8 protein-coding genes and 1 pseudogene are annotated in these 23,792 nt (G+C 66.6%); 3 read left to right on the plus strand and 6 right to left on the minus strand.

The genetic code is table 11. The annotated features are described in order from the left end of the window. Positions 1–22: 22 nt before the first annotated feature. Positions 23–697 (plus strand): GAP family protein, encoded by a 675-nt coding sequence (locus ACZY0X_RS05200; RefSeq protein ID WP_463768529.1) that lies wholly within the window; start codon positions 23–25, stop codon positions 695–697. A gap of 6 nt (positions 698–703) precedes the next feature. On the opposite strand, the gene pe is transcribed toward ACZY0X_RS05200, so the two are convergent. The 4 genes from pe to ACZY0X_RS05220 form a co-directional block, all read right to left on the minus strand. Further along, complete coding sequence (pe, locus tag ACZY0X_RS05205; RefSeq protein ID WP_463768530.1) at positions 704–1,861, minus strand: acyltransferase PE; 1,158 nt, start codon at positions 1,859–1,861, stop codon at positions 704–706. Positions 1,862–1,906: 45 nt separating this feature from the next. Continuing rightward, positions 1,907–3,667, minus strand: coding sequence for an AMP-binding protein (locus ACZY0X_RS05210; RefSeq protein WP_463768531.1), 1,761 nt, complete (start codon positions 3,665–3,667; stop codon positions 1,907–1,909). 133 nt (positions 3,668–3,800) lie between these two features. Next, positions 3,801–6,836, minus strand: a complete 3,036-nt coding sequence (locus tag ACZY0X_RS05215; protein ID WP_463768532.1) for an MMPL/RND family transporter — start codon at positions 6,834–6,836, stop codon at positions 3,801–3,803. Positions 6,837–6,902: 66 nt separating this feature from the next. Beyond that, positions 6,903–8,324 carry a condensation domain-containing protein gene (locus tag ACZY0X_RS05220; protein ID WP_463768534.1) on the minus strand — a complete coding sequence of 474 codons (1,422 nt, stop codon included), beginning with the start codon at positions 8,322–8,324 and terminating at the stop codon, positions 6,903–6,905. A 244-nt stretch (positions 8,325–8,568) separates the two neighbouring features. Between ACZY0X_RS05220 and ACZY0X_RS05225 the strand changes: the two are divergent. After that, positions 8,569–19,587 (plus strand): annotated as a pseudogene (locus tag ACZY0X_RS05225) (type I polyketide synthase); the annotation flags it as partial. A 35-nt stretch (positions 19,588–19,622) separates the two neighbouring features. Here ACZY0X_RS05225 and ACZY0X_RS05230 read toward each other — a convergent pair. Continuing rightward, a complete protein-coding gene (locus ACZY0X_RS05230) occupies positions 19,623–20,702 on the minus strand; it encodes an NAD(P)H-dependent amine dehydrogenase family protein (RefSeq protein WP_463768535.1) in 1,080 nt (359 codons plus the stop codon). Between the two features lie 247 nt (positions 20,703–20,949). On the opposite strand from ACZY0X_RS05230, the gene ACZY0X_RS05235 reads away from it, so the two are divergent. Further along, positions 20,950–22,785, plus strand: coding sequence for an acyl-CoA dehydrogenase (locus ACZY0X_RS05235; RefSeq protein WP_241401672.1), 1,836 nt, complete (start codon positions 20,950–20,952; stop codon positions 22,783–22,785). A 63-nt stretch (positions 22,786–22,848) separates the two neighbouring features. Here ACZY0X_RS05235 and ACZY0X_RS05240 read toward each other — a convergent pair whose 3' ends face one another. Continuing rightward, complete coding sequence (locus tag ACZY0X_RS05240; RefSeq protein ID WP_463768536.1) at positions 22,849–23,682, minus strand: GNAT family N-acetyltransferase; 834 nt, start codon at positions 23,680–23,682, stop codon at positions 22,849–22,851. Positions 23,683–23,792 lie beyond the last annotated feature (110 nt).

Consider the following 23,792-nt stretch of genomic DNA (forward strand, 5'->3'; position numbering starts at 1 on the left):
AGCCCGGTAACGTGACGCCATCATGTGGATCCCGCTCCTGGTGATGGCCGTTGCGGTCAGTCTGGAGCCCTTCCGGATCGGTATGACGGTCCTGATAATCAACCGGCCCCGACCGGGCCTGCAGCTACTCGCCTTCCTCACTGGCGGTTTCGCGATGGGCACCGCGGTTGGCGTGATCGTGCTGTTCGTCCTGCGGCCAGCCCTGGGGTCTGCGCATTTCACTCTGCCGAGGGTGCAGATCGTGGTGGGCGCGGTGGTGCTGGCCAATGCCGCGCTGGTGGCCACCGGCCTGCTGGGAGGCAAGCGCGTCGACGGATCACCGGGCCTCATCGCGCGACGATTCGGAGCGCTGGCGACCCGCACACGGCAACTGCTCAACGGCCGCTCGCTGTGGGCGGCCGGTGTCGCGGGCCTCGGCATCGCGCTGCCGTCCATCGACTATGTCGCCGCGCTGGCACTCATCGTCGCCTCCGGCGCCGCAGCCACCACTCAGTTCGGCGCCTTGATGGCATTCAACGTCGTGGCGTTCGGGCTGGTGGAGATCCCGTTGCTCTGCTACCTAGTGGCACCGGAGCGCACCCGCGCTGCACTGTTGGCCCTGAATGACTGGCTGCGGCTGCGGGGCCGCCTTGGTGTTGCCGCCCTGTTGGCCGCGATCGGCTTCGTGTTGATCGGCGTGGGGTTCGCCGCCCTGTAGCCGCTACTAGGGTGCAGGCGGGTTGTTCAGCACGTACTGCGCCCCGGAGAGCAGCTGCGAGATCGGATCGGTGCCGCCGCTGCCCCCGAACGAGGCATCGGTGGACGGTGCGGTGACCTCCGCCGGGTCATAACCGTTCACCGGGTCCACTGTGATCGGCGCCGTCGCCGGATCGTTGTTGCGCGAGTAGCCCGCGTCCACCATGGGCATCAGCACCGCGTCGAGCTTGTTCAGCGTGGCCTCGTCGACGCCGAGGTACTTGAATCCCATCACGATCGGTAGATGCTGCTCGGGGATCATGTACGTCGTCGTCTTCGCGCCCTTGGAGTTGACCGTCGTCCGGATGTTCCGGGCGGGCACGTTGCTGGGGTCGGTGAACGCGACCGCGGTGTGGCCGGTCGCGAGACCCACCACAGCGTTGGCAACGCTCATCCAGCTGTTGTCCGCCTGGTCCGGCCAGTCGGCGATGCTGTCGTAGGGCGAGATGAATTGATAGGTGTCGTACTGGCTTTCGACCGGGGCCGGGATGCGGTAGTCGAGCGACGGCACGACAGCGCCGACGGGGAACATCTGAGTCAGGAAGCCCTCGCCGAACGCGTGCTTGCCCACCGGGTCGCCGAACATCGCGAAGCTCAACTGATCCGGTGGCGGCGCGGCCGGGTCGTACGCGAGCCGGGCCTGCACGTCGTTGAGCACCATCGCGCCCTCGGAGAGGCCCATCACGGTGCCGGGCCCGCCGGCCTTGATCGTCTCGATGGTGTGCGGTGCGCCCTCATCGACGGACTGGCCGACGCTGGGACCGTCGAGGCCCAGCCCCGGCAGGATCTGCTCCCCGATGGCGCCGATACCAGGAAAGAGGCGTTCGAGCGTGTGCCCCTGCACCTGACCGGCGGGATAGCGGACGATCTGCTTCTGTGCCTGGTTCTCGGGGAACCAGTACTTGCCGGTGTCGATGATGTACTGGTCGTAGGGAATGCCCAGCACATGCGCGCCACCGAGCGCGTACGCCCGGCCCGGCGTCCCCAGCGGTGGAGGCGTCCCGTTGGCCGAGGGGTTCGGTGGCGGCGGGGCCGGAGGATCATCGGCCACAGCGCTGCCGGCACCGAAACATCCTGCGGCGCCGACGGTTACCAACGCGGTGACCGATGCAACGAGTCTCCGCATTCACACTCCCCTTGCTCGACGCATCTGACCTGACCTCAAAGCCTACTAGGCGTCCAGCCGAGCAAACTGTTGCTGCTGGTACTGCTCGGCACACGCGGCACGCCGGATCTTGCCGCTCGTCGTGGTGGGAATCGACCCCGGCGGTACGAGCACGACGTCGCCGATGTTCAGTCCGTGCGCATTGGATATCGCGGAGGTGATATCGCTCTTGACCTCGGTGAGCCAGTGCATAGCGTCACCGTTGGCGTCGGTGCGCTTCTTGAGCTCGATGACGGTGACCAGCTCTTCAGTGCTGTTGACCGGAACCGCCAGCGCCGCGACGCGACCGCCTGTTATCCCCTGGACCGTCGCCTCGATGTCCTCGGGATAGTGATTGCGCCCGCGAACGATGAGCACGTCCTTGATGCGTCCGACAATGAACAACTCGCCCTCATGGATGAAGCCGAGGTCACCCGTGCGCAGCCACGGCCCGTCAGGTGTGCCGGGCGAGGGGTCGACGAGCGTGGCGCCGAAGCACTGCTGCTCCTCCGGTGTCCGACTCCAGTAGCCGGCTGACACGTTCTCACCATGCGCCCAGATCTCGCCCACGACGTCGTGCGCGCATTGCCGGTTCGTATCGACGTCCACGATCCGCACCAGGGGTGACGCCGGCAGTTCGTACTTGATCAGCGCGGTGCCCTTCCCCGCTGCGGGCGGCCGAACACGGCCTGCGCTCAGTTCGTCGACATCGAAGCGAGTCGACGGCGAGGATTCACTCCAGGTACTCCCGGCCAGGAAGACCACGGCCTCCGCCAAACCGTAGGAGGGGCGCAGCATGTGGTCCCGAAAATTGAAGTGAGCAAACCGATCCGCGAAGCGTTCCAAGGTGGCGGGCTCGACACGTTCGGCGCCGTTGATGATCCCGCGCACCCCGCCGAGGTCGAGCCCGGCAAGATCCTTGTCGGTGGTTTTGCGGGCAGCCAGGTCAAAGGCGAAATTGGGTGCCGCGGAGAAGGCGTGTGGATTCTCCGCCAACGCTCGCATCCATCTGGCCGGCCGCTCCAGGAACGCCATCGGGCTCGTCAACGCAACGGGATGGCCGCTGAGGATGGGCACACAGATGCCAAGCATCAAACCCATGTCGTGATAGAAGGGCAACCACGACACGAACGTGACATCTGACGAGGATTTGAGCTGCACACCCGCGAAGAAGGTGCGCATGATCTGCTCGAAATTCGACTGGAGGTTCTGATGCGAGATCATGACACCGGTCGGCAGACGCGTGGAGCCCGAGCTGTACTGCAGGTACGCGACGCTCGGCAGCTCAGCCTGCTGCGGGCCCGGTCCGTCCGGCCCGATGCACTCGCTGTCCAGCGGCAGCGAATCGATCTCGACGAACTTCGGTGCGGCGTCCAGACGTGACTGGTCGACGTAGTCGCCGACGTCTCCGGCGACGGCAGAGGTCGTCAGCACGACAGCTGGCGACGTGTCTTCGAAGACGCTGCTGACACGATCGTGGGCCGAGCCGCGGTGCGGCAGCGGGAGCGGAACCGCGATCAAGCCGGCCTGCATCGAGCCCAGGAAGGCCGTGACGTAGTCCAGGCTCTGCGGCGCCAGAATCACCGCTCTGTCACCGACCGCCGCGTGGTGGCTGAGTTCGCGCGCGACATTCATCGTCCGACGAGACAGCTGCGACCACGTGAGGCTCTCGACGACACCCGCCGGGTCGTGCGTGTAATCGGTGAAGGTCATCGCCACGTCATCGGGTCGCATACTGGCCCGCCCATGCAGCATGGACAGGACAGATGACCGAGCAGTAGATGTCATTGCTATATCCGCACTCACTCGTCGAATTTGTCGGCGCGGAGTCTCATCAACCTGCGCCGTGGAAGGGCGGCTTCATCGGAGCCCATGACCCCTCCGCTCCGTTCTCAGTGTCACATACATCACTTGGGCGTGCTCATCCCTGCGCGGTGACCGACGCCCGCGACGTCGACTTCCCAGGCCCCACACGTGAGGGCCACCAGTTTGCTCGGCCGACCAAGGTCGCGATCGCGGGCACCATGATGGTCCGCACCACGAAGGTGTCCAGCAAAATGCCCACACCGATCACGAAACCGCTCTGGATCACGAGGCCGATGCTGGAGAACATGAGACCGGCCATCGAGGCGGCGAAGATCAGGCCCGCCGCGGTGATGACGCCGCCCGTGGAACTCAGGGTACGGATGACGCCGTAACGCACGCTGTGCGCGGACTCGTCCCGCATTCGCGATGCGAAGAGCATGTTGTAGTCGGAGCCCACCGCGACGAGCACCACGAATGCCAAGGGCGGCACGCTCCAGTGAAGCTGCTGGCCGAGGATGAATTGGAACATCAGAACGCCGACGCCGATTGCCGCGAAGTACGAGATCACCACGGAGCCGACGAGATACAGCGGCGCGATCAACGATCGCAGGACCACCATCAATGTCAGCAGGACGACGATGAGGGTCGCCGCGATGATGAATCGGATGTCCTTCTCGTAATAGTCACGAGTGTCTCGCAGCGCGGCGGGGAAGCCGCCCATCGAGATCGTGGCATCGGACAGCGTGGTGTTCGGCTGGGCTCCCCGCGCTACGTCACCGATTTCGTTGACCTGATCCATCGCCTCTGAGCTGAACGGGCTCAGTTTGGTTTGCACCAGGTACCGCACCGAATGCCCGTCCGGCGAAATATATGCCGCGGAGGCCTTCTTGAAATCAGCAAGACCCAGCACTTCTGGCGGAATATTGAACCCCGCCATCGACGGGTCCGCGGCCTGGCTTCTCATGTTCAGCAGGAAACCCGACGCTTGGTTGAGTCCGTCGGCCATCACCTTGACCTGCTCGACGAGCTGGTCGACACCGCCGGCCACCTCTCGGCTGCCGCCGGCCAGGCGGTTGGCGCCCTGTTGCAGCTGAGTCAGGCTGCTCTGAGCGCCGCCGGGGCCCTCGAGCCCGGCGGCCTTCGCCGCCTTGGAGATGCTCGCCATCGCACCGTTGAGCTTGTTCACCGTCGCCGACAGCGTCTCCTTGTCGCCGGAACTCGACAACTGTTTCGCGGCGGCGTTGATCTCGTCCAGGGCTCCGGCGTCCCGCGCCGCGGCGAGCCGCTCGAACTGGTTGCGCGTGTCGCTACACGAGGGATCGGCGTTGCAGACCGGGTTGCCCTGCAGCGCCAGTAGGACCGGGCCGATCCAGGCGAACATGTCCCGAACCGTGGCGAAGTTGACGCCCATGGCGTTGCCGAGCCGGTTGGCGGCCTGCACCAGCCTGGCGGCGGCCTCCACGTCGCGCACCAGCTTGTCGCCGCCCTCCTCGGTCTTCATGGAGGAGGCCGCGTCGAGCAGACCTTGAATGCTGGGAGCCATCTGATTGACCTGGGCGCGTACGTCACTGAGGCTTTTGGCCAGCGTGTTGGCGCCGTCCGTCAGCCGGTTGAGGTCGCCGGTGCGCTGGCCGATCTCGGCTGAGCCACTGGCCAGCCGATCGCCCACGATGCCAGCCTGAAAGGTGGCCCTGAACTCCTGCGGGACCTCACCCACGGGCCGAGTGATGCCGCTGACCAGGCCGACGTTCGGCAGTTGAGCGACACGCGAGGCCATCTGCTCCAAATCCGCGAGGGCCTGCGGTGAGCGCAGATCGCGCGGTGACTGCACGAGGATGTACTCGGGGATGGCCTGACTGATCGGAAAGTGTCGATCCAGTGCGGCGTAGCCGACCGAACTCGGCGCCGACGACGCCACCACCTTGCGGTCGTCGTAGTTGAAGTGCGCGAAGGTCGCGAGGCTCGCCAGAATGCCTAACACGAGCGCGCTTGCCACCAGATTTGGCACCGGCCGGCGCACGATGCGAATCCCGGAGCGCCGCCAGAACCGAGCGGTCAGCTCGCGCCGCGGTTTGACCCAGCCGCGCGGGCCTGCGAGCACCAGAATCGCGGGCAGCAGGGTCACACCGGCGAGATAGGCGACGCCGATACCGATCGCCGATGAGACGCCGACGGTTCGGAACACTCCCATCTGGGCGAAGCTCAGACACACGAATGTGAGACCCACCGTGGCGGCGGACGCGGTGATCACCTTTCCGACCGAGATCATCGCCGACTTGATGGCCCGTTCGGAATCCGCGCCCGACCGCACGTAGTCGTGATAGCGGCTGATGAGGAACACCGCGTAGTCGGTTCCGGCCCCCGCCATGATCGCGCTCAGGAAGACGATGGACTGATTCGAGACACCTGAGCCCGTGAGATGGGAGTAGCCCGCAACGAGCGCCTGCGCGATCACCAGGGACGACCCGATCGTCATCAACGGCAGCAGCATCGTGACCGCGCTGCGGTAGACCAGCAGCAGCACGGCGAGGACCAGCAGCGCAATCGCCAGCTCGATCGGCAGCCGATCCTTCTCACCCGCGACGGTGAGGTCGGCGACCGTGGCCGCGGGACCGGTGATGTGCACGGTGAGCAGGCCGTCGCTTGCGGGGCTGTCGCTCGCGGGGATGTCTTTCGTGGGGGTGTTGTGCTTGACGATGTCGGCGACGCGGTTGAAGGACTCATAGGCACGCGGCGTGCCCAACTCACCCTCAAGGCTGACCGGCAAAACCCAGGTCGTCTTGTCGTCGCTAGTCAGGAACGTCCGCAGCTGCGGCGTGCTGACGAAGTCCTGCACCGACACGACATCTCTGTCGTCGTCGCGTATCGCGTCCACCAGCTTGCGGTAGGTCGCCTCGTCGGCGGGCTTGAGCCCTGTTTCGTTGATGAGGGCGATGACGAGGAGATTGTCCGAACCCGGCTCCTGGAACGCCTCCTTCATCTTCAGCGCGGTGACACTCGACGGCGCGTCCGCGGGCAGGATGACGAGCGGGTGCTTCGCGGCCATCTCGCCCAGCGACGGGAATGTCAGCGGGAGGGCGATCGCCATAGCGATCCAGACCCCTATCACCGCTAGGGGCCACCGCACCACAAGATCGGCTAGCCGTCGCATATCGCCCTCACCCTCGCACAGCGCCTGCCCTGTGCGGAAAAGCCCTTGCCATACATTCGCTCCAAGCTATGCGACGCGCCCCCAGTGCCCGCTGTCAGCGACCCGCACGGCGACGGAACTCATCGCCTCCATATAGCGAGTGGCCGACTTCTTGGCCACCGGGTTGTCGGGATGCATGATCGCCATGACCGTGCCCTCCCCGTACCGGAATATGTAGATCGTCAACTGATACGAGAACCGACCATCAGGGTAGATCCCGATGTTGTTCGCGAGCCCCATGGCGCCCGCCGCGAGGATGGCGTTCAGCGGCGCAGCGCCACCGTGCAGGAAGTTCGACACCGGAAAGTTCGGCTGCGGCCAGTTCAACCACGGCGCCAACTCCAGCACGCGGTAGTACGGCACCCGCACCATGTCCAGGCTCGAGTCGAAGCACCCCTGCGCCGCCGCGGCGGCCTCGCTGAAGGAGGTCGCCGCCACCGGGACGACGATAGGGATCAGACCTGTGAACCAGCCCTGTGTCATGAAGTTGTCGCCGGCTGTCCGGGAATCCCTTGGCGTCAGCCCGTAGTAGGTGAGAGCACCGGTGAACTCGTGTTCCACCAGGCCCAGGCACGCGAACAACCCGCCGACGAAGCGCGCGCCGGCATCCGAGCAGGCCGCTTCGAAGCGTTCCGTCTGCGCCGCGTCCATCAGAACGTACGAGGTCATGTCACTGCTGGTCGAATCGTTCGGGTTGCCGAGCGGGAGCGGGAACTCCGGAAAGCCATCCCCGTTGTTCTCGGCGAATTCGATCCACCTGCGTACACCCGGTGAGTCCTCCGTCAACGCCGACGTGTACTCGCCCTCTCGGATACAGAAGTCGTCGAAGCTACCGGCATCGGGCAGCGTGAGAGCGTCACCGCCTGCGCTCAGCGCCGAGTACATACCGTTGGCTTCCATCATCGTCGTGCCGATCAGCGTCGCATCCCCGTGAACGTGATCCATGGCGGCGAAGAACGTGAAGTGGTTCTCGTTCTGGACGATTCCGAACGTGAAGCAACCCCATTCCAACGGATTCGGTATAGCCACGGCGTGCGCACGGATCTCATCGGCCGTCATATGCCCCTGATCGACCGGCACGAACTCGATGTCGGCCGGATCGTCGAGGGCACGGCGGGTGAAATCGCCGTCATCGGTGCGTTCGAACCAACTCCGGAAGGTGTCATGTCGACGCAGGTAGGCGTTGACAGCGTGATCCATGGCCTCGATATCGCACTGCCCGGCCACCTCACAGCTGGCGATGATCTGCCGGGAGAAGTTCAGTCCCGCTTCCGTGCGCTCGCAGTAGTTGCGCAGGTGTTGGCTCTGCATATAGCTGACTGGCACCGAGCTGACCTCTGCTCGGCGGGCCTTCTCCTGCGCCTCCGCGGTCGGATGCCACGACGTCACCGCGCCCGCATTCATCGACCACTCATGAAGTGCGCCAATTGTAATTTCGCCGATGCGCAAGAAAAATCCTCCCAGGTCACCCGGCACCTGGTCCGGCCTCACACGTTGCGGCGATCAACTTACCCTCGCATCGGCCGCAATCGCATGGGCATCGCCGAACCTCTCAAGGCAACGCCACACATGGTGAAGGGCCCGTGCCATAGTGTGCGTCGAAGTTGGCGCCCGGGCGGTACAGATTGCGCGCCCGGTGGCATTGTGGCCACCGAGTACGTTGATCGGTCCGCCGATCGGGAGGGACATCGACATGGGATTTGCCGACGATTCAATGGAGCCGGCCCCGCGTTTTGCGATCGTCGGCTACGCCGCCCGTTTTCCGGGTGCCGCGGATGCAGATGAGTTCTGGGATGTGCTGCGCGATGGCCGCGAAGCGATCTCGGAAGTGCCGAACGACCGCTGGAATGCCGACGACTTCTTCGACCCCGAACCAGGGGCGCCCGGCAAGGTCGTCACCCGTCGCGCGGGGTTCGTCGATGACGTGACGGGGTTCGACGCGCCGTTCTTCGGCATGTCGACCCGCGAGGTCCGGCTGATGGACCCGCAGCATCGCATCCTGCTGGAGACGGCCTGGCGCGCGGTGGAGCATTCAGGCACGGCACCAACAGCTTTGGCCGGAACCAACACAGGAGTGTTCGTCGGTTTGGCCACGCACGACTACCTGGGAATGGCCTCCGACGAGCTGACCTACCCCGAGATCGAGGCCTATCTGGCCATCGGGACGTCGAGCGCCGCGGCAGCGGGCCGGATCAGCTATCGGTTGGGCCTCCAGGGCCCCTCGGTGGCGGTCGACACGGCGTGCAGCTCGTCCCTGGTGGCGATACATCAGGCCTGCCAGGCGCTTCGCCTGGGGGAATGCGACCTCGCGCTGGCCGGCGGGGCGAACGTCCTGCTGTCTCCGGCGACCATGATCACGTTCTCGAGCGCGCACATGCTCTCGCCCGATGGCCGGTGCAAGACATTCGACGCGGCCGCCGACGGCTATGTTCGCGGCGAGGGTTGCGGCGTCATCGTCATCAAGCGCCTCGAGGACGCGATTGCTGACGGCGACCAGATTCGAGCCGTGATACGTGGCAGCGCGATCAACCAGGACGGCGCATCAGGCGGCTTGACCGTGCCGAATGGTGTTGCCCAGCAACGGGTTATCACCGATGCGCTGAAGCGTGCCGACCTCGAACCCCGCGAGGTCAACTACCTGGAGGCACACGGCACTGGGACGTCGCTCGGCGACCCGATCGAGGCCCAGGCCGCAGGTGCCGTGCTCGGCGCTGGACGCGAAACCGACCAGCCGCTGTTGATCGGCTCGGCGAAGACGAACATCGGGCACCTGGAAGCCGCCGCGGGGATCGCGGGCGTCATCAAGGTCATCCTGTCGCTGGAGCACGAGGCTCTGCCGAAGCACCTCAACTTCGAGAACCCGTCGCCACACATTCCCTGGGACCGCCTCGCCGTCGAGGTGGTGCGGGAGACCATCCCATGGCAGCGCGGCGATCGGCCCCGCATCGCCGGGGTCAGCTCGTTCGGGTTCGCCGGCACCAACGCGCACGTCATCCTCGAGGAGGCACCGCTAGCCGCCGAACAGGCAGGTGAGCCCGCTGGCCAACCCGGTCCTGTCGAGCAGGCGAAGGACACGTTCAGCGTTCTTCCGATCTCGGCGCGGACACCCGCCGCGCTCATGCAGCTCGCCGACCAGTACCGCGCCTGGCTGAGTGCGCACCCGGAGGCCACCCTCGCCGACGTCTGCTTCACCGCAGGCACCGGACGAGCACACCTGGAGCACCGGGCCGCGCTGGTGGTCGATTCGAGAGAGTCCGCCATCGAGCTTCTCGGAGCGCTCGCGGACGACCGCCCGGCACCGGGATTGGTCCGCGGAGAATCTCATGACACTCCGAAGACGGCCTGGCTGTTCACCGGTCAAGGCAGCCAGTACGCCGGTATGGCCAGGGAGTTGTACGACACCGAACCGGTGTTCGCCGAGACCCTGAACCGGTGCGCGGCCACAGTCGCCGACGCTCTCGAAAAGCCGTTGCTCGACGTGATTTTCGATCTTGACTCGGGTGCCGAGGAGACGCTGCGGCAGACCTCCTACGCACAGCCCGCGCTGTTCGCGCTGGAGCTTGGCCTGGCCCGACTCTGGCAGTCGTGGGGTTTCGAACCGGACGTGGTGCTGGGCCACAGCGTCGGCCAGTACGCGGCGGCCTGCGTCGCGGGCGTGCTCACTCTTGAGGACGGCGCGCGGCTGATGGCCGAACGCGGTCGACTCTTCGGCAGCCTGCCAGCGGGTGGCCGGATGGTGGCTGTGTTCACCGCCGCCGAGCGCGTCGAGAGCCTCACCGACGACTTCCCCAGTCTGTCGGTCGCCGCCTACAACGGTGCCAACACCGTCCTGTCCGGACCCGCTGCTGAGTTGGAGCGGGCGGTCGCCGCGTTGACTGCCGACGGTGTCCGGTGCGACTGGCTGGAAACCAGCCACGCGTTCCACTCGGCACTGCTGGACCCGATCCTCGACGAGTTCGAGGCGTACGCACAGCAATTCGATTACGCTGCACCACAACGGGTTCTGATCGACAATCGGACCGGCGCCCAGCTCGGCTGGAGCGCGAAACTCGACGGCGCATACTGGCGTCGACACGCGCGCCAGCCGGTGGAGTTCGCCAAGAGCGTGCAGACGCTGGCCGATCTCAACTGCAAGGTGTTGCTCGAGATCGGCCCGCAACCGGTGCTCACCGCCACCGCCCTGCGAGCGTGGCCCGAGCCGGCCACCGCGCCTCGCGCGATCGCGACCCTGCGGCGAAACACCGCCGACCACAGGCAGATCACCGAAGCCGTTGCCGATGCCTACGTCCTGGGCCACCTGCCCGACTTCGGCGCATTTGCCCAAGCACACGCGCGAAAGCTTGACCTGCCCACCTATCCGTTCGAACACCGCCAGTACTCGTTCCGAGATGATCGGGAGCGCCCCGAGGCGCAGCAGCTCCTCAGCGGCCCGCGCACCAAGACCGTCGGCCTGCTCGAGGACGGCCGGATCGAGGAACTCGCGAACCTGCTCGGCGGTGCGGGCGACGATCCAGTGGCCCTGCAGATGCTGACCGAGCTTGCGGCACAACACAACCAACAACGTAGTACCCAGTCCATCGCCGATGACCGCTACGAGATCCGGTGGGCGAAATCCCCCACTCCGCTCGCCAGCGCGGGAGACGGCGCGGGGACCACCTGGCTTCTCGTCGGTGCGGACTCCCCATCGGTTGCCCCGTTGGTCGACGCGCTCGCCGCACGCGGGTACCAGCATCGGTTCATCGAGTTGCCGGCGTCCGACACCGACGAGGAGAAGCTCGCGGATGCGCTGCGCGCAGCGGCAGCCGACGCTTCGACGTTGCGCATCGTGAATATCGCGGCGGTGGATGCGGGCTCGACCACACCATCGATGCAGTCACTGTTGCGGATGCAACACCGGATCCTGAGTGGAACTCGGCGATTGTTCCGCGCTGCGAGCACCGCCGACCTGCGCACGCCCATCTGGGTCGTAACCCGTGGCGCACAGCGCGTCACCGACGCGGACACCGTGGCGCCTGAGCAGAGTTCGCTGTGGGGATTCGGTCGCGCCGCGGCGCTGGAGCTTCCGCAGGTATGGGGCGGCCTGGCGGATCTGAGTGAGGGCACTGCCGACGAATGGTCCGCGCTCCTCAACCGGATCATGACACCGTCCGACCAGGCCCTGCGAGAAGACCAGATCGCGCTGCGCGACAACACGGTCTACGTGCCCCGCCTGGTTCGACAGACTGAGCAGCCGAGCGGTAAGCCACTGGAACTGCGCAGCGACGCAACGTATCTGGTGACCGGCGGGCTGGGTTCGATAGGCCTGGAGATCAGCGGCTACCTAGCCGCGCACGGCGCAAGGCATCTGGTCCTGACCAGTCGACGCGCTCCCAGCGATGCCGCACAGCAGCGCATCGACGCGTTGATCGCACAGCACGGCTGCGAGATCCGCGTGGTCACCGCGGACGTGGCCGATGCGCACGACGTCGCACGCCTGCTGGCAGGTGTGCAGGCCGAACTACCGCCGTTGGCCGGCATCGTGCACGCTGCGGGCGAGATCGGCACCACCCCGCTGAGCAATCTCGACGACGCCGAGGTGGATCGCGTGTTCGCCGGCAAGGTCTGGGGTGCTTGGCATCTGAGTGAAGCAGCGAGCGATCTTGCGCTCGACTTCTTCATCAGCATCTCCTCGATCGCCTCGGTGTGGGGCGGATTCGGTCAGACCGCCTACGGCGCGGCCAACGCGTTCCTCGACGGCCTGGCCGCACGCCTCCGCGAGCGGGGCGTCGCCGCGACCAGTGTCAACTTCGGCCCCTGGTCGGCGGGCATGGCCGACGCGGAGTCCCGTGCGCGACTGGATCAGCGCGGAGTCAAGACACTGTCACCCGCCGATGCACTGGCGGGTCTAGTCGATGTCGTGACGGCCTCCTCGACACCGGGTCTCGCACAAGGGATCGTGGCCCGTATCGACTGGGCCCGGTTCCTGCCGCTCTACCAGCAGGCGGGCAGGCGGGCATTCCTGGCGGAGTTGGAGCGCGAGGTGCCGTCGGAGCTGACGGCCGTGGCGTCGACGGCGACAGCCTCCGGGCTGACCCCGTTGGTCGAGCGGCTCACAGGAGCTCCCGTGCAGCAGCGCAGGAGACTTCTGATCGATTACCTGCGTGACGCGGTGGCAGAGGTGACGCGCGTCGATACCTCCGAGATCCGCGAGGACGCCGGATTCTTCGACCTCGGCATGGATTCGCTGATGGCCGTGGAGATGCGGCGCCGCATCGAGGCGGGAGTCGGCAAGGAGGTACCCATCACCCTGGTGATGGATCACCCACGGCTCTCCGACGTGGCGGACTACCTGCTCGGCGAGGTGCTCGGGCTGAGCGAGGCACGCGCCGATTCAGGGCCTGCGCTGGCATCCGCGGCGACGACGCGCACGGACGAACCGATCGCCATCGTCGCGGTGTCGTGCCGCTTTCCCGGTGCGCCCAATCCGGAGGCATTCTGGGAGGTGCTGGCCGGCGGTGTCGACGCGATCCGTGAGGTCCCCGAGGACCGCTTCGACATCGACGAGTTCTACGACCCGGATCCGGACAGTCCAGGCAAGACGTACACGCGCTTCGGCGGATTCCTGGACGGGATCGACGGATTCGACCCAGAGTTCTTCGGCATCTCCCCGCGCGAGGCGGTCTGGATCGAGCCGCAGCAGCGCCTGACCCTCGAAACGGTGTGGGAGGGCTTGGAGCGGGCCGGGTACGCGCCGGCGACGCTGCGCGGTAGCCGCACCGGCATCTTCATGGGCGTGGCCGCCAACGAGTACGCGCATCTGCTGTCAGCGCAGTCGGTCGACAAGATCGAACCCCACTTCATCACCGGCAATGCGCTCAATGCCATCTCCGGTCGGGTCGCCTTCGCGCTGGGTCTCGAGGGACCGTCGGTGGCACTCGACACGGCATGCAGTTCGGCTCTCGTGGCGGTCCATCAGGCGTGCCAGGCATTGCGCTTCGGCGATTGCGATATGGCATTGGCCGGCGGCGTGAACGTCTTGCTGAGCCCGGTCACCATGATCGCCGCGTCCCGCGCGCGGATGCTCTCCCCCGTCGGGCGATGCAAGACCTTCGATGCCTCCGCCGACGGTTACGTGCGCAGCGAGGGCTGCGGCGTTCTCGTGCTCAAGAGGCTCAGCGACGCGGAGCGCGACGGGGATCGGATTTGCGCCGTCATCTCCAGCAGCGCGGTGAACCAGGATGGCGCCTCCAGTGGGTTGACTGTCCCCAATGGCGGTGCCCAGCAACGACTCATCGGGACAGTGCTGGCTCGCGCCGGTCTGAACGGCGGCGATGTCGACTACCTCGAGGCGCACGGTACGGGCACCCCGCTGGGGGATCCGATCGAGGTGCAGGCGGCGGCCGCCGCATACGGCGGCTCGCGTGACGCCGATCGACCGCTGTTGATGGGATCGGTGAAGACCAATATCGGTCACACCGAGTCCGCTTCCGGGGCAGCGGGTCTGATCAAGGTGGTGTTGTCACTACAGCACGACGAGCTACCGCAGAGCCTGCACTTCGATAACCCGTCGCCGCACATCCCGTGGGACTCCCTTCCTGTGCGGGTCGTGGACAAGGCGACTCCGTGGCACGCCAACGGCAGGCTGCGGCGCGCGGGTGTGAGTTCCTTTGGCTTCACCGGGACCAACGCCCACGTGCTGATCGAGGAGGCGCCGCCGCGGGCGGCACCGGCCGAGCCTGTGCCCGACGCACCGGCGACGCAGGTCAGCGTCCTCCCGCTGTCCGCCCGGTCACCGGAGGCGCTGGTGGCGTTGGCGCAGAGTTACGAGACCTGGTTGAGCGCCCACCCGGATGTCGACCTCGCCGAGGTGTGCCTCACCGCCGGGTCGGGTCGGTCGCATTTCGAGCATCGTGCCGCGCTGGTCGTGGATTCGGTCATGACCGCACGCGACGGTCTGGTCGCACTGGCTGATAACCGCCTGCGACCCGGTGTCGTGCGCGGTGAGCACACGAACCATCCAACGACCGCGTGGTTGTTCACCGGGCAGGGTAGCCAGCATCCGGGGATGGCGCGCGAGTTGTTCGAGACCGAACCGGTTTTCGCTGACACCGTGAGGCGCTGCGCGGATGCGGTCAAGGACATCGTGTCGCGTCCGTTGCTCGAGGTGATGTTCGCCACCGATCGTGAGACCGGCGGCAAGGCTGGAGAGGCCTTGCGGCACACGTCGTTCGCGCAGCCGGCACTCTTCGCCGTCGAGATGGGCCTGGCCCGGCTGTGGCAGTCGTGGGGTATCGAACCCGACGTGGTACTCGGGCACAGCGTGGGCCAGTACGCGGCGGCGTGCGTGGCCGGGGTGTTCAGCCTCGAGGACGGCGCACGACTGATCGCCCAGCGCGGCAGACTGTTCGGCAGCCTGCCCGAAGGCGGGCGAATGGTGGCGGTTTTCACCGACGCCAAGCGCGTCGAGGAGATCGCCGGCGAGTTCCCGCGGGTGTCGGTCGGCGCCTACAACGGGCCCAACACCGTGCTCTCGGGTCCCGTCGAGGATCTGGAACGGCTCGTCCCCCGATTCGAGGAGGACGGGATCCGCTGCACGTGGCTTGAGACGAGCCACGCCTTCCACTCCGAGCTGCTGGATCCGGTGCTCGATGAATTCGAGTCCTACGCAGCGCAGGTGGCATTCGCCGCCCCCACGTTGCCGCTGGTCTGCAACCGCACCGGTGCCGTGCTCACGGCCCAGACTCCTCTCGACGCGCAGTACTGGCGGCGGCATTCCCGCCAACCGGTGCAGTTCGCCGAGAGTGTGCGCACCGTCGCGGCACTGGGCTGCTCGGTGTTGATGGAGATCGGTCCGCAACCGGTGTTGACCGGTGCCGCGGTACAGGTCTGGCCGGAGCACCTGGCCGCACCGCGGGCTGTCGTCTCGCTACGCAAGGGCGTTGCCGACCGGCGTCAGATCGCCGACGCACTGGCTGCGGCCTACGTCGGTGGCCACCGACCCGACTTCGCGGCGCTGCATCATGGGCCCCGCCTGGGCGCACTCGAACTGCCCACCTATCCGTTCCAGCGCCGCCGGTTCTGGCCCAAGTCGTCGGGGCTCGCCGGTTCCGACGTCAACGGCGCCTCGGTATCCGGAATCCTGGGCAGTGCCAAGGATCTCGCGTCCGGAGACTCCGTCTACACCAGCAGACTGTCGGTGAAGTCGCAGCCGTGGCTATCCGACCACGTCATCTACGGCACCGTCGTCGTCCCCGGCGCGACGTACGCCGCGATGGCATTGGCCGCGGTGGGTACCCCGGCGCACGCCAAGGAGGTCTTCTTCTACGAGCCGATCATTTTGCCCGAGAAGGCTTCTCGCGAGGTACAGCTGACGTTGCACCCGCTGGAGCAGGACGGCGAGTCGCGTTTCCAGGTGCACAGTCGCGCCTACGGTGAGCGCGGTGCCGAATGGTCGTTGAACGCCGAGGGCATCGTGGTCTCCGGCGTCAGCGACACCGCCGGCGAGCCGGCCGACGAACAGTCGGAACCCGTCGACGAGGCGATCGAGCGCCTGGACCGCATGCGGCCCCAGGACCTGTTCGAGACCTTCGCCGACCTGGAGCTGGCGTGGGGGCCGACCTGGTCCGGTTCGCTGAAGTCGTTGTGGCTCGGTGAGGGCGAGGCGATCGGCGACATCCTCGTCGGCGAGGAACTCGCCGAACATCTCGGCACCGAGCCCATGCACCCGGTGCTGATGGACCTGTGCACCGGAGTCGCCTTCCCGGCATTCCCCGCGCTTTTGGCGGCCGAGCAGGGTATTAACGATCTGTTCCTGCCACTGCGGTACGGGCAGGTGACGCTGCGGGAGAAGATGCCGCGGCGGTTCTACTGCCGCGCAAGGTGGCACAACAGCGGTCTCGACAGCGAAACACAGGTCTTCGATCTCGACTTCCTAGATCGAGATGGTCGCCAGCTGGGCGGGATTCAAGATTTCACCGTGAAACGCGCACCCCGCGAGGCGCTGCTGCGCGGCCTCGGTGGCGATGCCACCCGGCTGCTCTACACCCTCGGCTGGCACGAGGTGCCGATGGCCAGCGGTGACAGTGAGAGCGTCGGAAGCACCAATGGCACATGGCTGATCGCCGGATTCGACGATCTGGCCGCCAAGGTGCCGGGCTGTGTTCCGTTCGATCGGAACACCAACTCCGAGCTCCTGGGGCAGGTGTTGGCGCAGGCGCACGAGCGCGGTGCCGGGTTCTCCGGCGTCGTCTGGCGCAGCGCGGCCCGCCCAGAGGGTTCGGGCACAGTCGAGTCGAGCGCCGAGGTTGCCGCGCGGATCGAGACCGAGATCGCCAACCTGCTCAGCGCCGTGCACACCGTGCAGGGCGGCTCAGAAAATGGCAGCGTGAAGCTGCCCGCGGGGCTGTGGATCGTCACCGAGCAGGCGATCGCAAGCGAATCCGGTGAGCCTGTCGACCCAGTACAGGCGGCGCTGTGGGGATTCGGACGCACCACGATCAACGAGGAACCGGTGCTGCGCGCCAGACTGGTCGACTGCGATGGCTCGGATCAGGCCGTGCAGACACTGGCGAGTTTGATGGCCAACCCGGTCGACGAGCCGGAACTGGCTCTGCGGCAGGGGAAGCTGCTGGCGTCGCGGCTGTTGCCGTGGGCGCGCAGCGGCCATCTCACGGTGCCGCGCGGGGGCGACTACGTCCTGGCACCCACCGAACGGGGTGCGATCGACAACCTGCGGTTGACGGAAAAGGACGTGCTGCCGCCGGACGAGGGCTACGTGCAGGTCCGAGTGGAGGCCGCAGGCCTCAACTTCCGCGATGTGCTCAATGTCCTCGGCCTCTATCCCGGTGATCCGGGAGCGATCGGCGGCGACTTCGCCGGCGTCGTCACGCAGTTGGGTGACGGTGTGACAGGTCTCGAGGTGGGCCAGCGCGTCTACGGCTCCATGCAGGGCGCGTTCGCCAGCCGGTTCAACGTGCCTTCCCAGTTCCTGGCGCCGATCCCCGACGGGGTGAGCGCGGTGGAGGCCGCGACGATTCCCGCCGCCGCGCTCACGGTGCGGTTGTCGTTCGACTGGGCACAGCTCAAGCCGGGGGACAAGGTCCTCATCCACGCCGCCAGCGGTGGCGTGGGGCTGGCGGCCGTCCAGATGGCCCAGCGCTTCGGTGCCGAGGTGTTCGCCACGGCCAGCACGTTCAAGCGTGCGACGCTGCGCAAGCTGGGCGTGAAGTACGTCTACGACTCGCGCACAACGGATTTCGCCGATCAGATATTGAACGACACCGGCGGCTCGGGTGTTGACGTAGTGCTCAACTCCCTGACCAGCGAGGGGTTCATCGAGGCAACGCTGCGTGCCACCGCCCGGAACGGCCGCTTCGCCGAGATCGCCAAGCGCGATATCTGGACACCGGAGAAGATGGCCGAGGCCCGATCCGACATCGCCTACGAGATCGTCGCGTTGGACACGGTGATGCTCACCGACCCCGATCGCATTCGCGACTTGCTCACCGAGGTGTCGCAGGGTCTGGCCAATGGCGAGTGGACACCACTGCCCGCCGAGATCTACCCGCTGACCGAGGCGAGGGCCGCATTCCGCCGGATGCAGCAGGCGCGCCACATCGGAAAGATCGTGTGCCAGATTCCGAATCCGCTCACACCACGCGCGGACCGGAGCTACCTGATCACGGGCGGACTCGGTGCGATCGGTCTGCACACGGCGTCGTACCTGGCCCAACTCGGCGCCGGTGACATCGTGCTGAGCAGCCGGCGCGCACCCGATGCGGACGCACAACGGACGATCGAGGAGATCGCCGAGCGCCACAAGTGCCGCGTCCACGTGTTCACGGCCGATGTGGGCGATGAGTCCGAGGTGGCGACGCTGCTGGAGCGCATCCGCGCGGAGTTGTCGCCCCTGGCCGGAGTGGTGCATCTGGCGGGCGTGCTCGACGATGCCCTGCTATCGCAGCAGAGCCTGGAGCGATTCCGAACGACCCTGGCACCCAAGGCGTTCGGCGCGTGCCACCTGGACCGGTTGACCAAGGGCGACGAGCTGGACTTCTTCATCGTGTCGTCCTCGGTGTCCAGCCTGTTCGGTTCACCGGGGCAGTCCAACTACGCGACTGCCAACGCACTGCTCGACGGCCTGGTCGCACAGCGCCGGGCGCAGGGCCTGCCCGCCACCGGCGTCAACTTTGGGCCCTGGGCGCAGGGCGGCATGGCCTCCTCGGAGGCCGCGAGCGCCAATATCGGTGCGCAGGGCCTGATTCCGCTCGACCCCTCGGCTGCACTGAGCGCGCTCGCCGAGGTCGTCGCCAACGGAACCGGCCAGGCCGCAGTCATCAAGGCCAACTGGGCGCGTGCCGCGAAGGTGCTGGGCAGCTCACGGCCACCGATTCTGGATCTCGTGTTGCCGAGTGCCGTGGGCGAGGTGACCGGTGACAGCGAGTTGCTCAAGCAGCTGCAGGAGATCCCGGTTTCGCAGCGCGCCGGTTTCGTCACCGAGTTCCTCGCGCGGGAGGTGCAGAACTTCCTGCGGTTGGCATCACCGCCCGCCGCAACCAGTCGGTTCCTGGACCTCGGCACGGACTCCCTGATGGCGATCGAACTCCGCAACCGGCTGCACAGTCAGTTCGGCGGCGCGTTCACGATCAATGCGACCGCGGTCTTCGACTATCCGACGATCGGTGGGCTCGCCGAGTATCTGGTGGGTCAGCTGCCCGACACGGAGCCGCCGGCGGAGAAGCCGCAGGGCTAGCCCCGCGCGGGAGATGTTCAGGCCCAGCGGGTGGCTTCGACCTCGTCGGGCAGCGGGGTGTGCAGCGGGACGTCGAGACCGTCGTAGATACCGGGCTTCTGGGTGGCCAGCCACTCGATGGCGCCGAGGAGGCGGTTGGCGGCAGTGGTGTTGCCGCCGTCGGCGCGCGTGCCACCGGGGACGTCGGCGCGGCTGAGGATCGTCAGCTGCGGGTCGCCGTCGATGATGACGCGGTGGTCGCCGACGCCCTCGTCGGGCTGCGGCCATTCCGGCGCACACGCCGGGTCGATGCGGGTGATGTGCTCGATGATGACGCGCTGCTTGCCGCCTGACCACCCGATGACCTTCAGGAAGAAGGCACCCTGGGTGCCCTTCTCGAAGTGGCCCATGACGTTGTCGACCGACTCCTCAAGGGGCAGCCGCTCGACCTCCTCGGTGATCTCGTCGATCTCCATGCCCAGGCCGCGTCCGATGAGGCGGACGTTGCCGCCCCACACCATGGTCGGGATGGACGGCAGCAGCATCATCGGCACCTCGTCCATGGAGCCGCCGAACCCGCACGACACGCGAACCGCGTAGGGCTGGTCGTAGGTGGAGTAGTCGAAGATCTCCTGGCAGCGGATGGTTTGGATCCGGGTGCACAGGCCCGCGGCCATCACAGCCAGCGCGTCATTGCCCCAGCCGGGGTCGACACCACTGACCAGCAGTGTGGACCCGCCCTCCTCGGCAGCGGCGGTGAGTCGGTCGACCCACTCCTGCGGCGCCGAGCGCGGATCGTAGAGCGAGTAGAGCGACGGCGTCACCACGAGTGCGCCTGCGCGCAGGCACCTCTCGATATCGGTGATCGCGTCATCGGGGCGGATGTCACCGGACGCCATGTAGGCGACGGCGTCAGCGTTGGCCAGTGCGGCGTCGACGTCGGTGGTGGCCGTGACTCCCGTTGGCGAGTCGAGGCCGGCGAATGTCGCGGCGTCCTTGCCCGCCTTGTCCGGCGACGAGGTGATGACACCCGTCAACTCCAGGCCCGGAAAGGCCACCGCCGACCGGATTGCAGTCGACCCCATATTGCCCGTACCCCACACCGCTACACGTCGCATTCGGCCACAGTAACGGGCGTGCCACGGGCCTTCGTGGCGGACATCACATTCCGGCAAGTTCGCAGCTCAGGGTGGTCATTTGGCGGTCCTGCCAGCCCCCATCAACCACTTGGTTAGTTAGCTGGCAGAAATTTGCTCGAGATCACTTTGCGCCGAAGTTACTCGGCGGTATAGTTGAGCACAGTTACTGGTGGGTAACTTAGCCCGAGTACCCAACCACATAAGGCATTCTCAACGAGGAGACAGAGTGAGCCACTACAAGAGCAACGTCCGTGACCAGGTATTCAACCTTTTCGAGGTCTTCGGCGTCGACAAGGCACTCGGCCAGGGCGAGTACACCGATCTGGACGCCGACACGGCCCGCGAGATGATCAACGAGATGGCCCGCCTCGCCGAGGGCCCGATCGCCGCGTCGTTCGCCGATGGTGACCGCAACCCGCCGATCTTCGACCCCGCCACGCACACCGTCAAGCTGCCCGAGTCATTCAAGAAGTCAGTACGCGCAGCGATCGACGGCGGCTGGGACAAGGTCGGGCTCGACGAGGAGCTCGGCGGCGTGCCCGCGCCCAAGGCGCTGCTGTGGGCGCTCAACGAGCACATCCTTGGTGCCAACCCCGCGGTCTGGATGTACGCCGGCGGCGCGGGCTTCGCGCAGATCTTCGCGCACAACGGAACCGAGGAGCAGAAGAAGTGGGCCGCCATCGCCGCGAACAGCGGTTGGGGCGCCACCATGGTGCTGACCGAGCCCGACGCGGGCTCCGACGTCGGCGCCGGGCGCACCAAGGCGATCAAGCAGGAGGACGGCTCCTGGCACATCGACGGCGTGAAGCGGTTCATCACCTCCGCCGAGGCCGACGACATGTTCGAGAACATCTTCCACCTCGTGCTCGCCCGCCCCGAGGGCGCTGGCCCGGGCACCAAGGGTCTGTCACTGTTCTTCGTGCCGAAGTTCCACTTCGACTTCGAGACCGGCGAACTCGGCGAGCGCAACGGCGTTTACGTGACCAACGTCGAGCACAAGATGGGCCTCAAGGTCTCGACCACGTGTGAGCTGACCTTTGGCCAGCACGACAAGCCCGCCAAGGGCTGGTTGGTCGGCGAGGTGCACAACGGTATCGCGCAGATGTTCGACGTCATCGAGCAGGCCCGAATGATGGTGGGCACCAAGGCTATCGCAACCCTGTCGACCGGTTACCTCAACGCGCTGGCGTACGCCAAGGAGCGCGTGCAGGGTGCCGATCTGACCCAGATGACCGACAAGGCCGCGCCGCGCGTGACCATCACGCACCACCCCGACGTGCGTCGTTCGCTGATGACCCAGAAGGCCTACGCCGAGGGACTGCGCGCGCTGTACCTCTACACCTCGACGTTCCAGGACGCGGCGGTTGCCAAGGCTGTCCACGACGTGGATCCCGAGCTGGCGGTCAAGGTCAACGACCTGCTGCTGCCGATCGTCAAGGGTGTTGGCTCCGAGCAGGCCTACGCCAAGCTCACCGAGAGCCTGCAGACCTTCGGCGGATCGGGCTTCCTGCAGGACTACCCGATCGAGCAGTACATCCGCGACGCCAAGATCGACTCGCTGTACGAGGGCACCACAGCCATCCAGGCGCAGGACTTCTTCTTCCGGAAGATCGTGCGCGACAAGGGTGTTGCGCTGGGCTACGTGGCGAACGAGATCGAGCAGTTCGTCAAGAGCGAGACGGGTAACGGCCGGCTCAAGGCCGAGCGCGAGCTGCTGGCCACTGCTCTGGCCGACGTCCAGGGCATGGCGGCGACGCTGACCGGCTACCTCATGGACGCGCAGACCAACCCCACCAGCATCTACAAGGTGGGCCTAGGCTCGGTGCGCTTCCTGATGAGCGTCGGTGACCTGATGCTCGGCTGGCTCCTGGCGAAGCAGGCCGCGGTTGCAATCACCGCCCTGGATGCCGGCGTCAGCGGTGACGACAAGGCCTTCTACGACGGCAAGGTCGCGGTCGCGTCGTTCTTCGCGAAGAACTTCCTGCCCCAGCTCACCAGCACCAAGCTGGTCCTGGAGAACCTCGACACCGAGGTCATGGAACTGGACGAGGCGAGCTTCTAAGCCTCAGCACCGCACGCAGGAGCCCTCGCCATTGGCGGGGGCTCCTTGCGTTGGCGGGGCGGCTCAGGTGGGTGCCTTGACCAGCACCGCGCGGGTGTAGAGCAGCTGAAAGCCCTTGCTCTGCACGTTCTTCTGAGAGGTCGAGCCGGGAGCGGTCGTCACGACCGTGACGTCACATCCCGCCTCCGCGGCGTCACGCAGCCGGGCCGTCAACAACGCGGAATGTACGCCGCGGCGTCGAAACGCCGGGGCCGTGGCGGCGGCGCTGAGCTGGGCGACGCCGTTGGTCATACACAGACCGCCACCGCCGGCGATGACCCCGTCGCACAGCGCCACGTATGCGGTGAGGCCCGCCGCCTCCAAGTCCCGTTCGACGCGGGCGACGATGTCCCGCGGAAAGTCCTCGTGGCTGGACACCCCCGCGCCGTCGGGATGGGCGAATCCCTCTACCAGCACCTCGACCCAGGCGTCGAGCTCGTCGTCGGAGCTCGTGCGCACCTCGATCGCGCTCCGCGCGGCCGCCTCCGTCGGCAGGGAACGACCCAGCACGTTGTCGAAGCCGGTCAGCTGGTAGCCACGGTCGGAGAGTAGCGCCGCCACATTCGGATCGGCGAGGTTGGACAGCTCCACCTGGACGGGGGCCCCGTGGTCGAACAGCACACGTTCTACCTCGTCCAACGTTGCGCCGGCGGGAACTCCGCCGAAGCCGACCCCCACGACCTTGTTCATCGGTGAGCCACTGTCGGCGAAACACGCGAAGCCACCGGCCACTGGCATCACAACCCCCGCGGCACCTCTGCGGCGCGCGCCCTCGGTCGCCGCGACGATGAGTTGGGCCTGAGCGGATTCGATACGCCGAGCCATGCTGGTACCGCAGAACAGGGGCGCTTCATTCACGCCGCGATACTGCACGATCGGCGGGCCGCGATGGAACTGATTATTTTGATGGCCCCACTGTGAACGTGACGACGCTTTCAGGCGTTCAGCGTCGTGAGATTCACAATCGG

It is taken from the genome of Mycobacterium sp. IDUB_39, assembly GCF_055419205.1.